At 39.9% G+C, this 13,459-nt stretch carries 8 protein-coding genes; 1 reads left to right on the top strand and 7 read right to left on the bottom strand.

The features are described from left to right. Nucleotides 1–3: 3 nt before the first annotated feature. Nucleotides 4–846 (bottom strand): carbohydrate ABC transporter permease, encoded by an 843-nt coding sequence (locus NSQ99_RS07475; RefSeq protein ID WP_340835981.1) that lies wholly within the window; start codon nt 844–846, stop codon nt 4–6. Between the two features lie 15 nt (nt 847–861). Further along, the gene (locus NSQ99_RS07470) at nt 862–1,803 is read right to left on the bottom strand and encodes a carbohydrate ABC transporter permease (RefSeq protein WP_340835980.1); all 942 of its coding nucleotides are present in this window, start codon (nt 1,801–1,803) and stop codon (nt 862–864) included. Between the two features lie 204 nt (nt 1,804–2,007). On the opposite strand from NSQ99_RS07470, the gene tlp reads away from it, so the two are divergent. Then, nucleotides 2,008–2,223, top strand: coding sequence for a small acid-soluble spore protein Tlp (gene tlp / locus NSQ99_RS07465; RefSeq protein ID WP_251671563.1), 216 nt, complete (start codon nt 2,008–2,010; stop codon nt 2,221–2,223). A gap of 97 nt (nt 2,224–2,320) precedes the next feature. Here tlp and rarD read toward each other — a convergent pair whose 3' ends face one another. The 5 genes from rarD to NSQ99_RS07440 form a co-directional block, all read right to left on the bottom strand. Continuing rightward, nucleotides 2,321–3,211 (bottom strand): EamA family transporter RarD, encoded by an 891-nt coding sequence (gene rarD / locus NSQ99_RS07460; protein WP_340835978.1) that lies wholly within the window; start codon nt 3,209–3,211, stop codon nt 2,321–2,323. Nucleotides 3,212–3,358: 147 nt separating this feature from the next. Next, entirely contained in the window at nt 3,359–3,517 is a 159-nt protein-coding gene (locus NSQ99_RS07455; RefSeq protein WP_340835977.1) for a hypothetical protein, read from the bottom strand. 110 nt (nt 3,518–3,627) lie between these two features. Next, nucleotides 3,628–4,833 (bottom strand): S-layer homology domain-containing protein, encoded by a 1,206-nt coding sequence (locus NSQ99_RS07450; protein ID WP_340835976.1) that lies wholly within the window; start codon nt 4,831–4,833, stop codon nt 3,628–3,630. A 144-nt stretch (nt 4,834–4,977) separates the two neighbouring features. Then, nucleotides 4,978–5,547: an SF0329 family protein gene (locus NSQ99_RS07445; protein ID WP_340835975.1), complete on the bottom strand. Its 570-nt coding sequence runs from the start codon at nt 5,545–5,547 to the stop codon at nt 4,978–4,980. Nucleotides 5,548–5,746: 199 nt separating this feature from the next. Continuing rightward, complete coding sequence (locus tag NSQ99_RS07440) at nt 5,747–13,348, bottom strand: immunoglobulin-like domain-containing protein (protein ID WP_340835974.1); 7,602 nt, start codon at nt 13,346–13,348, stop codon at nt 5,747–5,749. Between the last annotated feature and the right edge of the window lie 111 nt (nt 13,349–13,459).

The following is a 13,459-nucleotide window of genomic DNA, read 5'->3' as shown; positions in this document are numbered from 1 at the left end:
TCCTTATCCTTTTACGCCTCCAAGCGCAATTCCTTCAATGACTTGCTTTTGACCAATAATGAATACAACAAGCAGTGGAACAATGGCTGAAACAGCTGCTGCCATCATCAAAGAATATATGGATCCGTGAGCATCGGCAAACTGCTTAATGCCAATTTGGATCGTATATTGCGTCTCAGAGCGCAAAAAGATAAGCGGATTTTGATAATCATTCCAGGTCCAGATGAATCGAAGGATCGCATAAGTTGCAAGCGCTGGCTTCACTAGTGGAAGCGCCATACTAAAGAAAGTACGGAAATGTCCTGCGCCGTCCATTCTTGCCGATTCAATGATTTCATCATTCACAGAAATAAAAAATTGTCTAAGCATAAAGGTACCGAAGGCACTGAAACAGTTCAATAGTATTAATCCAAGATGCGTATCTATCAATCCGCTCGAAGAATAAATGAGATATTGCGGAATAATAATCGCTTGTGGTGGAATCATATAGGTCGCCAGTACGACCAAGAAAAGCATGTCTCTACCCTTAAACTGAATTTTAGCAAAAGCATAAGCAGCAAGACAGGAAAAGCCTGCTGAGCCAATGGTCGTTAATACTGCAATTTTGATTGAATTCCAATAGTACAAACCAAAGGATTTTGTTCCAGCCCAGACCTCTGAATAGTTTTCTACAGCGTTCCAAGTCGAAGGAAACCATTCGATAGGAAATTTAAGTACATCTGCTTCTGTCTTAAAAGATGATGATATCATCCAAAGAAATGGCGTGATAAAAAGTAATCCAATTATGGCAAACAAGAGGGTTGCGAACACTTTAGGCCATTTGATAGTCTTTAAACCCGTCTCCATCCTTCGCCCTCCTTTCTAGTAGTTTACCCACTTCTTCTGTCCAATCCATTGTAAGAAGGTAATCGCGATTAAGATAAGGAACAAGATAACAGAAATTGCCGAAGCATAGCCCGTTTTCAATTCCTCAAAAGCTTGCTGGTACAAATACAGCACCGGTATGGTAGATGAATTTGCTGGACCGCCTTCTGTTAGAACGATGATGAGGTCGAACACTTTGAATGTATGGACGACACCCTGGATGAGCAACAGGAAGGTGGTTGGTGTTACAAGTGGCACCGTAATTTTGAAAAATTGATACCACTTCGACGCTCCGTCGACATTCGCTGCTTCATACAATTGCGCAGAAATATTCTGTAGTGCAGCGATATACATAATGATTTGAAAACCGATCTGGGTCCAGACGATAATAATCATGACCGAGATGAGCGACCAATCTGAGCTGGCAATCCAGCCTGGTACGTTTTCTATTCCAAGAGCCATAAGGATCTGATTAATAGGTCCTGCAGTTGGATGAAATAGTACTTGGAACACTAAGGCAATCGCTACCGTACTAGAAATATACGGCATGAAATAAATTACCTTAAAGGTGTCCTTGAAATATACCCCTTTGTTTATGACTACTGCTAGAATAAGCGAGATCGCTAATCCAAACGGTACAACCAATAACAAAATAAAGTTATTGGTAAGCCCTTTCAAGAAGATTGAATCTTGAAATAGAGCAGAAAAGTTATCTAACCCTACGAAGCTTGCTCCTCCTAATCCGGTGACGAAATTCCAATCGGTAAAGCTTAGGAAGAACGAAGCAATGATAGGGAAGAGAATTAAAACAGCACTTCCTATTAACATAGGTGCAATAAATAGATAGCCTGCTACATTATTTCTCAAATCATTTTTGCTAATTTTTCTACTTTTAGTAGCAGGCTTTTTTATCGCTGTATCAGTGGCTATTTGTTTCATTGGAACCTCACCTCCTCGATATGAACTTATTATAGATTTCTGAAAAACCATCAACAATGCAATATCATTACTGTTTCGGTAAAATCTTTACCACTTACAAAAAGCTTGTTTGTTTTTCAAGGCTTGTCGCGAATCTGTAGGAATAACCTCTATTCAGAATGGTTACGTTAACAAGGTACTAATGCATGAAAGGAGGTTTATACTGTGACAAAGCCAAAGCCGGATAACCGTGAGGATAATAAAATTCATCTGCAGCAGCACATTGAAAACACAAAAGCTAATATGCAAGAGGCTGAAGAGTATTTATATGAGTTGGCTGATGAATTAACTGCTTCTGAAAAGCATGAGATTAGGGAAAAAAATGAGCGTAGAAAACAGAGTATTGAAGGTTTTAAAGAAGAATTAATGGAAGAGCAATAGAAGAGCTTTAAAAAATGGCAGCTCCGCTCCTAATCATTCTAGGAACCGAGCTGCCATCTTGTCGTTCTTATACAAAAAACTTCTATTGTGGTTATGCTTAAGCAGCTTCACTTAGCTGCTTAGATGCTTTTGCTTTTCTAAACGAAACGAATGTATAGATAATTAATGCAAACCAAATAAATGTAAAGCTTACGAGCTGTGCCTCTGTGAATTCCTCACCAAATACGAAGATAGCGAGCAGCAGGCTAGTTGTAGGCGCAATATATTGGATAAAGCCTACCATGGAAAGTGGCAGCCTCTCAGCTGCTTTAGCAAACCAAAATAAGGGTAGTGCGGTGAACGCACCAGACAACAGCAAGAGCACCATAGATCCACCAGATAAAGTATGAACAGTTGCACTGCCATCAACTTGAATGAAAGTCAGATAAATCATTGCAATCGGAACGACGATCATCGTTTCCCAAGTAAGACCCAATAGGACATCTAATTGAGCAACCTTTTTAGCTAATCCATACAGTGCGAATGATACCGCGAGCACAATAGCGATCCAAGGCACATGACCATATTGAACAGCCATTAACAAGACTCCAATCCCAGCAATAATAATCGCTGCCCATTGACCTGCGCGAAGCTTTTCCTTCAGGAACAACACTGCAAATACTACACTAATTAATGGATTCATATAATAGCCTAGGCTTGTCTCAATGACATTGCCACTATTAACGGCCCAGATAAATAATAACCAATTACAGCTTATAAAAATCGAGCAGAGCACAACAGCCCATCTGCTTTTGCGGTCTTTAACAACACTTTTAAGCTGCTTCCAGCGCTTAGCCACTGTCACAAGCACAGCAACGAATACGAAGGACCATAGGATGCGGTGAGCTAGTATTTCGCCTGCTGGCATCGAGTTAAACAATTTCCAGTATAAAGGAAGCAACCCCCACGTTAAGTAAGCTAATAAACCGTATATAATACCTTTCTTCATAAAGAAAACTCCTCTAGCTGTTTCATTTAAAGCCATCAGAAAAGTATATAACAATACACAGCGTATTGTAAATTACAAATAAAGGCAGGCTGACCCACTTGATGTGGTCTAGCCTGCCTTCTGCGTTTTTTGGAGTATTCATTTATGCTAGCTTTGGTTGCGATTTACAAAAGGCACCGTGACTTCCTCCGGATGCTCGATTTGCGAATCGCCATAAAATTCGCGATCCATTCGAATATTAGCTTGCTCTGTCTCAGTCTTGTCAGACAGGCGCTTCTCCTTGGGAGTATCTTGCTCACGCTCCATGGCTGTCCCCTCCTTTAAGGAGGTAGTATATCCATTTGAAGAAATACTATGTTCGCCAGCTTATCTTGCTGAGGGATAGAATCGAAATAAACGTATAACCTCGCATCCCATTATTCCTCATAAACAAAAGAGGATATAATTTGCTGTCTATTGAATGATCCTCCACCACCTGGCGTATCTAAGAAACCCATTACCCGTCCATACATTTTTCCGTTCATGTTATTCTTAGTTAACTCGAGTTTAAAGTTTTTAGAAATGATTTTCATACCAGTATGTTCACTTGATTTGTCATCACGTATAAGATATAAGTTATTTCCTGAAATCTTGTCTTGCGTCCGATCAAACCCATATATATTAAAAAACATATCATCTAAGTAAGATTTATTGTTTTTGTGTATCAGTTTTGATTTCAGCACAATAATATAATAATCACTTATTTCTTTTAGCTTTTCTGTCTTATATTTCTTCTCTTCTTCTATAAAATATTCAAAATACAATTTATCTATCGGTGGCAGCAGCTTTCGATTCGGATCCTTCGGATCAGAAAGGTCAATCGCTACAAGCTCCTCGAGCTCTGCCTTGTAGTTGCCGTCTCTTGAGGTCAACGTTAGTCGTGACTCGTTCCAATAATTAATATCCGTAAAAGGTACAGATGTTCCACCTTGATTGAACAATTCAGGCGCAACCGTGTAGATATTCGTTCGATGCCAATAAATTTCTGCTGCCGCAACCGCATACTTGTCTACAGGCAGCTGCTTCCCCGCATTCACCGATAACATCCGCTCGATCACTACGATTGCTTGCGCACGCGTCGAGAAACCGTCTGCACTTATCTCTCCAGGAGACGTGCCTCCAATCAGTCCCTTGCTCGTAGCAAGATACAGCCCTTGTTTCGGCTCGACGTCCTTTACGCCAGTCGCACGAACGACGACCGTAGCCATCTCTGCCCGTGTCAGCGACTTCTCGTAGGCTTCATTCGCAAAGTCTCCTTTCTTATATATTCCTTCAGCAATTGCAGCGTCTACATACGGCTTGTACCACTTTTCACTGCCGCCTGTTTTCGTTTCTAGTCCAAGTGCTGCCACCAGCATCTTCATAAATTCTGCCCTAGTTAATGAGTTTTCCGGTCGAAAACTCCCGTCCGTGTAGCCATTCACATAACCTTGTGTAACCGCATTGTTAATGCTAGATTCTGCCCAATGTCCTTGTATATCCGAGAACGAAATAGTCGCTGCATGCACTGGTGTTCGTCCTACTTGAATGGACAGTGACAGAAGTAATGCCACAGATAAAACGATGCTCAATACTTTTTTCAAATTTACTCCTCCTATTCGACAACTGAAAGATAGTTAAATATTCCTGTTTTTCTCTTAAACTTCAACAAAATTAGTTCTGTTTTCATTTTTCAAATATTATTATATCAACATATTTATGATAAAGTTGTCGAATATCGGCAAATATTAAAGCGTACTAAGCCTTAGTTCATAAAAATATTGAACAATGGGATGCTTTGCCTTCATGCTCTCACGCATGTTTAAGATTCGTTTTTTCCCTACTCGTCGGTCTACCAACGCGAGAATATTCAATAAGATGTCGTCACTCTCGATGCTTTCCTCTATGGAAAGGGATAAAAATGTATTAGCTACTGTAACAAAGTTTGACTTACTTAATGATGCTTGTGCGGATAATAGCTGCTTGGCATGTGTTGATATTTTTCTCCCTCTTGCAATGACTGCTAGACGCTCCTCTGGAACGTTCCCATTGCTAGCTTTTCTTACCGCATCAATTTCTGCATCGCTAATAGGGACTTGAATATCAGGATCATTTTTAATTTCTAAGTCTGACTGGTACCACTTGATTGTCGTCGTTGCATCTCTCATATTGAATATGTTCTTTTTATCTACAGCTATATAACAAAGGCCTGCTTTATCAGGTGAATAACGATAGCCCGTTGGTCGATATTCAACCCTTCCAACTAATGCAGGAGAAAGAAAACTTTCTAGCTGCTGCTTCAATTTGCTCCAGGACATGTTTGCCTCCTATAAAGCCTGATTCCCGTATTTTTTCTATCAGACTATCTTTTTGAAAGTATACCCTGTTCAATGACTACATAGCAAATAGCAGCCTCCATGTTCCGATATAAGCCATTAACCATCTCAGGTATTGTAGTCATAAAAAAGACCTTCTAGCTATCCACCAGGACAGCTAGAAGGTCTTCTCAAGCATCAATTAGATTAGATCAAGTTCCTTCAGTAAATTGTAGATAACTGAAGCTGCTTCTCCTCTTAATGTCGGGCTTTGAGGAGCAAACTTGTTGCCATTTCTACCAATCATAAGCCCTAGCTTTCTTGCCGTATAGACATCCTCGAATGCCCATCCGCTTATTTTCTCTGTATCGGAGAACTGAGCAATCTGTTCTAGTTCTTCTGCAGTGATGTCGATATCCTTGTATTTCTTAAGTGTTCTAATAATAATTGCAGCCATTTCTTGTCTCGAGACGACACGCTCAGGCTCGAAGCTTGTCTCACTTACCCCTTTTACAATACCGAAGTTTTGTGCAGTTATAATATAAGACTCGTACCATTTGTCCGATACATCAGCAAACTGGCTATTAGACTCATTCATTGGAAGATTAAGCATTCTTACAATTAATGTTGAGAATTCAGCTCTAGTAATACCAATGTTAGGATTGTAGTTTCCTTCATTATCGCCTGTAATAATTTGTCTAGCTGCTAGCAATTCAACAACATCTTTTGCCCAATGTCCATCAAGATCTTTAAAGACAACCTTATTTTCCATTAGCGCAATAGTTGCTGGAGAATCCAACATAATGGTAACTATATTATTTTTAGCATCAATAATGCCACCAACAGCTACCCAACGTTTCTCAGCCTTGTTGTACGTATATACAGCTAGCTGATTCAGATTCGTAATGTCGCTTGGATCATAGCTAAACTGTACTTGAATTGGACCAGTCGTATCTTTTGATACGGCTTCTACATTGTACACTTCGCCGACCAAACGCATTTTCGGTTCTTTGTTTGCTACAATTGCTTGATCCTTGTTCTCTTTAATAATGTAGCCACTATTTTTGCTATCTACAATAACAACTGGCAATTCTGGCTCCTCTTCAACCTCTTCCTCTGGAGTCACTACCACTACATCATCATAGCTAGCTTCTAGTACGACTACTTCTCTTGTAATTTCAGATTGATTTCCATTAGCATCGGTAATGATATAACGCAAGATATATGTGCCAAGCTTAGTTGAATCTACTGCACCAATCATAATGACTCGGCCCGTAATATCACCATCTTGGTCATCTGTAGCCATTACACCTTGCTCTTGATACGCATTACCCTTTTGCACGTAAACAACACTTGGGCCAGTAAGCTTAATGACAGGTTTTTCTGTATCCGAGGTTACAGCCTCATACTTGTTATTCACGCTGGTCGTTACTTGCTCGCGCAGTGAAGGATATTGATAGCCACCTGTTGGCTTTTTAGTGATAATATCTTCCGCTACAGCATCCTTGTGCACATCAGTAAATTCAGCATACTTATCCATTGCATCTTGATCAAAGTCCATATCTGGATCTTCAAGAATGTTGCGAACTTCTTTAACTGTAATATTTTCTTTGTTCAAAATATTAGTAAGCTCTGCCTGTTTTTGTTCCTTAGTGGTCGCCATAACAGAGTAAATACTTAAATGATTCGTTAACAAACTCATGTTACCAGATTGTTCATCATAGCTGCTTCTAATGTACTCCCACTCTTCCGATGTCTCGTTGAAGTAGAACGTCATAAAGCGCTGCTGCTCGTTCATATTCGTTCCAATGAAAATATTCAATACGATATCTTCTGTCGTTTGGAAATTTTCAATGTCCTTTTCACTGATAACATTTCCTTCAGAATCTTCTTCAATCACTCTCATCTTGAAGTCGAAAATTTTGTTATCATAAATCGCAAGGTCAGCATTCATCTTATCAATAGCTGAAACGATGTTTTGGTTTTGTTCTTGCTCGACATCTACTTTCTCAATCACTAACTCTAATCTGGAATTTCCTTCTAGAGTAGTAAGATCAAGCTCACCAACTGGTACAATAATGGAAGCATTGCCCGATTGGAGCTCAATTTTAGTGTTTTGTTCATTAGCTGTTCTCAGCTGTTCTTTGCTGATGCTAACTTTAATAGGTGCACCATACTCTGCTACTTCCGTCGTTACAAGTATGATTTTACCAGTTTTACTCTTTTCAGCTTCAAGGAGTGCTTCTCTGATTTTTTGATCAGTAACACTTTTATCGCCATCTACTTGGACAACTGTGCTAGCCGGTGTTGATGGTTTAACTACAGTCACCGTACGTTCTACTTGAGCGATATTCCCAGCTAGATCTGAGACCGTATAGATCAGTGTGTATTTACCAATTTTTTTAGTATCAATAAAGCCACTCATTACAACTCGATCTGTAATATCTCCATCCATGTTATCAATTGCTTGTGCACCAAGCTCTACATAGATTTGACCTTGTTCTACAATTACATTACTGCTGCCAAGGAGTACCACTACAGGCTTAATTGGGTCAGCGACAACAACTACTGTGAAGGTCTTTTCTAACGTGTAATCACCTTTAGTGATTGTTACCGTTAGCGTTACCTCTGTATCTACTGTAGGAGGTGTAACTTTACCTTCTGCGGATAGAATATCCTCATGACTGCTGCTCCATTTCACATCACTTCCGTAATATCCTAAGTCAGTTAGTGAAATATCTTTAGATACCCAATCAGGTCGATCTCCTGGAGCGAACTCAATTCGCAAGGCTTCTGTGTCTTTATCTACAGATTCTTTATCATTGTCTACTATAAATCTAACAACCGTACTGTTGCCTGCAGCATCAGTTAGTCTCAAGGTATATTCGCCGTTAGCTTCAATGGTCGTGCCACTTTCAAAAGGTTGTCCATTTAGAGTAGCTGTTCCTTCTTCAAAGCTAACCGTAGGGTACTCCTTATACGTTTCACCATTTTCAATACCTGTTACTACTGGAGGCGTGTTATCAACGATAACAGTCTTTTCACTAGCCAGTGAAATGTTTCCAGCTTTATCAATAATATAGAACTTATAATTCCCATCCAATTGTGGTGTAACAATTTTCGTTGCATCACCAGTTACCTTAGTCATTGATCCACCCTCAACGAATGAAACCGTTCCTTCAGGTGCCAACCAAATCGTATCCTCAACGTCCATGGATGGTTGAATGGAGATAAATGTGTTACCTTTCGTTAAGACATCCTCTGCAATGATCTGATCTTGATTAACAGGCGGAGTTTTATCAATATTTACTGTTTTTGTAATGCTGACTTCATTGCCTGAACGATCTATGATCATGATTTCAATTACAGTTTGGCCTTCCTGTCCAATAACAAATGGCTCGTTGTAAGGAACAAATTGATCCATACCTGGAAGCTTGTAGTATATCTCAGCATGCTCAGCTTCAGCTTGATCTGCTTCATCAAATGTTTTTGAGATCACAACCGTTACATCCTTATTGCTAAGCCCTTGATCAGGTGAGATAGATACACTTGGAAATACAGAGATTTCTTTATTAATTACAATTGTCCGTGTCGTAATGTCACTAACATTACCTGCCAGATCGTATGTTCTTGATTCAATCGTATACGTACCTTCTTCAGTAAGTACAAGCGGCTCCGCATAAGAAGTCCAATCTTGACCTGCTGCCCCTACGATACGATATTCTGTATTAATTACTCCGGATAATGCATCTTGACCAGGAATAATAGAGAACGTGTACTCATTATTGTAGAAGTCTCTATTAGGCTGAAGATCGATAGTAGGTGCTGTTGGTTTTTCCTTATCGATATTGGAAACGTGGATGATATCGACTCGCTCGTTACCTGCAAGGTCACGAACATAAACCGAGTAAACCCCGTTCACATTAGCTTCAAACCAATAGTCATTAGCTTGAGTTCCGTTAGTATTAAAGTAATCTTCTTGCTGGAAGCCGTATGCGTATTTTACCTCAGCTATCCCGCTACCATTATCATCGGAAGCATTAATCCATACTAAAACAGGATGATTGACCCATTCTGTTGTACTTGGAGTTAAAGAATTTATCGTTGGTAGCTGATTATCAACAACAATAGAAGCTTGAGTTGGCTCAGAAATATTGCCTGCTGCATCTACGATATAAATATAGTAGGTGCCGTCTGCCTCTGGTGCAGTAATAGACGTGTAATTTCCTGCAACACTCGTAATGGTTTCGCCATTAGCTACTAAATCTTGAAGCGGCGTTCCATATGGCGCTATAAATACCTTCTCACCATCTCCAGCTGCTGAGTCAAGTGAAATGGTTTTGCCCCCTTGTACATATCGAGAGCTTGTAAGCACATCATTCTGTACATTAGGTGAAAGCGTATCTTTGAATAACGGTTGAGTGATCTCCATGCTTTCATTACCCGCAGCATCAATCACCTTCACACTTACTGTAATCGTGCCATCAACTAATGAACTAATATCACTAGGAGGGATGCTCCATGCACCATTCTCGTCAGCAAACGCGACGATAATAACGGTGTTATTTTGTTGATCAATAAAAGTTACTTCAACCTTAGCATGTGCTTCAGCTGTACCAGAGAGAGTTACCTCTTTTGACTCTAGATTATTAATCGTGTTGTCCCCAGCGATTGGCAATAACATCATTGCCATATTAGGTGGAGTGTTATCGACAATAACAGCATACTCCGAAGCCATCGATACGTTACCACTTTCATCCACCACATACAGGTAGTATGTACCCTCTGCAGCAGGCGCTTCGATTTGATTATTCGTTCCATCACCAACTAATTTGGTAATAGTTGTCCCTTCCTCGAAGGTTGTCGTACCAATTGGTGCCAACCAAGCTGTCTCTCCCTCAGCAGGTGTACCAGATATAATATTAACTACTGTGCCAGGCTGTACAGCTTGAGCTTCAATGCTTGGTCTGCCTGGAGGTGTAGTATCTACAATTAGTGTATCCCACACAAAGTCTTCAGACAGATTCACATTCGCATCATTCTCGTTGCTGTCTTGAATCGTTCCATCTGCAAGCTGTAATGCCTGCTCAGCTGCAATACGAATTTCCTCTGTATCGTCACCAGGCTGGATCGTATATTCAAAAGTTAGCTCAGTTGTAGAGCTGCCACCTGTATATTGTGCTTGACGAGTAGGCTCGCTACCGAAATCAAGTGCTAACTCAGGCACACCGTTAACGGTTACTTCTTCGTCAAAGGTAACTCTTATGATGATTGTGTCACCTGGCTTATAACGAGTTTCTGGATCTACAACCTCAACATTTATTATGCTGGGTGGTGTAAAATCACTAACCGTAACTTGGAAAATTTGAACAGCTTTCTTTCCGCTTGGATCCGTAGCTTCAATCGTTATATCCGCTGTTCCTGAAGCACCAGCAACTGGAGTGAAGCGAATCGTGCGATTTTCACCCGTACCACCAAGCTCAATGCTAGCATCTTCAATTAACTCTTGATTAGAAGAAGAAGCCGTTACTGTAATTAAGTCAGCTGAGATAACCTCATCGCTAATGGTGAAGTTAATCTCCTCAGAAGGAGTGCCGATGTTAACGCTTTGGTTCTCGATGCTGCTAATTGTAGGAGCACTCTTCTCAACGATCGTAACCTTAAATGTTTGCACAACCGACATATTACCATCAGTTGCTGTTAATGTAATCGTTACTTCGCCTGCTTGTCCAAGAGCTGGTGTGATAGAAACAACTCTATCCTTTCCATTGCCACTTACTACAATATTCTCATTCGGAATCAATGCCGAATCTGAAGTTGTACCTGTTACCGTAACACTATAAACACCTGTCTCTGCATCCTCTACTTGAAAAGCAATCTCTTTCGTTGTTCCTTCTGTGATTGCTTGCTCACCGATACTCGAGATCGTAGGTTCATGATTAGGTAAAATGTTCAGAAAACGACTAAAGGTTTCTGACCAAGTACCATGCTCGTTCTTCGTTCTAAGTGAAATTCTATACGTACCTACACCTTCATCTGCAAAATCTAGCTTTGGTGAGTTACCTTTATAGATTTCCTCAGATCCTTTGTACACTGTCCATTCGTATTGACTAATTGAAGCACTACGAGGATCGTAGCTAGTATCTTCAATCTGAATCGTACCAGACGGCCAGATCAATTCATTCGCGCTAAGCTCGAAATCAGAAATTGGCTTACCTGCACCAGACTGAGTCGATTGATAGCGTGAACGAGCAATACTCCACGTTCCTTGATAGTCTTTAACCAGAAGTTGGATAATGTAATCCTCATTAGGTACAAAGCTGCTTGGCTGCCCGCTTATCCAAGCCTCATCTGTCGTGCGCTTCCACTGCCAGATTGCTTCCTGAATCCCGTTATTTTCGCTTGGCGTATCTAGATCATAGGATCTGCTTGTTAGTACAACCTCATGATTTTCACTAACCTCAACATCAAAGCGACTGACCGGTTGTCTGTGTACGTAAAGGGTTTTAACAAGTACATCAGTGTAATAAATATCGTATTTTCCGACTTTACTAAAAGTAGGGTTGAAATCATCCAAGTATTGACCGCTGTACGGAACAACACCAGTGTTGCTAGCGTACACTTCAGGATCATGCTCAATTCTCCATTTACCATTTGGCCAACTTTCATCCTTCGTATTCGAAAGCTCAGAAGCTGGAGAAACGATTAGATCATAGTTTTGACCCAGTTCTAAATATTCATTGTTGGCTTCATTACGTGATTGACTAGCAATGTAATCCGCCGTTTGCTCGATTTGCTGCTCATAGCTTGAACCAACTCGATTAATAAATGTACCTAAACCATTATTTTTATTAATAAATGATTCGGCTTGATTCTGTGTTAAATCATCGCTTCCGCCAAAATCACTATCCTCGCCCCAACCAATATAGTGAATTTGATCATTGTTCATTCTTGAAGTAATCTCACCTAAAGCAATGGAATCATCAAAGTCAGGCACCGTTTCATCGTTTAAGTTAACAAGATACTTTCTAGCTGTAGGTCTCCAGTTTGGTTCACGCAGAACTTCCATGAAGTCCTTAGAAATGATTTCGACCTCTTTACCAGCGAAAATCGTTCCATTGTTAAAGTGAAAGTCCCATGAATCGTCGTTGCGCTTAAAGCTACCAAAATAGAATTTTTCTTCTACAAAGCCAGTATGACTAATAAGCTGTTGTTCGTTATCTTTTACTATTTTGTATAAATACATCGTAGTTTCTGCGACACCATTGTATGGATTGATATATACTTTAAGCTCTGTAATATCCGGTGGGATTGTGTTTAAGCTTAAAGCAATAATTTCTCCAGTACCGCCAGACGTATCGTCATAGTCCAATGTACTTTCATATACTATCTTTTTTTCATAAGATAGTTCGTCTACCAGTTCTATATCATTCCAGAATTCAACATGTGAATCCATGTCAATGCGACCTGAAGCTGGCCTTTCCCATTTTAAGTTCAGTTTAAATTTACCTTCTAAAATATTCGTTTCATTTACTTGCACCGCTTGAATATTAAGATTGCTAGCATTTACTCCTCTAGCCTCTAATGCCCGTTCTAAGTCCTCCTTGTAGCTGTCTATATTTTGCGTAGAATTATCCAACGCTAGCACGACATCTACATCGTAGGCTTTCTGTACATTGATACCAATCTCTACTGCTTCAGCTTCTGCATTCACATGGACTGGCATTGCTACTGTTACTAATGAAACGACTAATGTAAAACTAAGTATGGAATTTCCAAACTTTTTTAACCATCGTTTACTCATCAATGATGCCCCTTTCTGTCTTAAATTGTGCTAAAACTAGTAATTTATCAGTAGTACTTTTCTATTGTACTTATCTCCTATCAACAAATAATAAACAATTATTAAACATTT

Origin of the sequence: Paenibacillus sp. FSL W7-1287 (assembly GCF_038004245.1) — a bacterium.
In the GTDB taxonomy this organism is placed as follows: Bacteria; Bacillota; Bacilli; order Paenibacillales; family Paenibacillaceae; genus Pristimantibacillus; species Pristimantibacillus camelliae.
The sequence above is the reverse complement of the archived record's forward strand: the minus strand, read 5'-3'. Positions and strand labels throughout refer to the sequence as shown.

Excerpts from the sequence above, each read along its gene's own strand:
- NSQ99_RS07475 (WP_340835981.1), bottom strand. The coding sequence starts at position 846 with ATGGAGACGGGTTTAAAGACTATCAAATGGCCTAAAGTGTTCGCAACC.
- NSQ99_RS07470 (WP_340835980.1), bottom strand. The coding sequence starts at position 1,803 with ATGAAACAAATAGCCACTGATACAGCGATAAAAAAGCCTGCTACTAAA.
- rarD (WP_340835978.1), bottom strand. The coding sequence starts at position 3,211 with ATGAAGAAAGGTATTATATACGGTTTATTAGCTTACTTAACGTGGGGG.
- NSQ99_RS07455 (WP_340835977.1), bottom strand. The coding sequence starts at position 3,517 with ATGGAGCGTGAGCAAGATACTCCCAAGGAGAAGCGCCTGTCTGACAAG.
- NSQ99_RS07445 (WP_340835975.1), bottom strand. The coding sequence starts at position 5,547 with ATGTCCTGGAGCAAATTGAAGCAGCAGCTAGAAAGTTTTCTTTCTCCT.
- NSQ99_RS07440 (WP_340835974.1), bottom strand. The coding sequence starts at position 13,348 with ATGAGTAAACGATGGTTAAAAAAGTTTGGAAATTCCATACTTAGTTTT.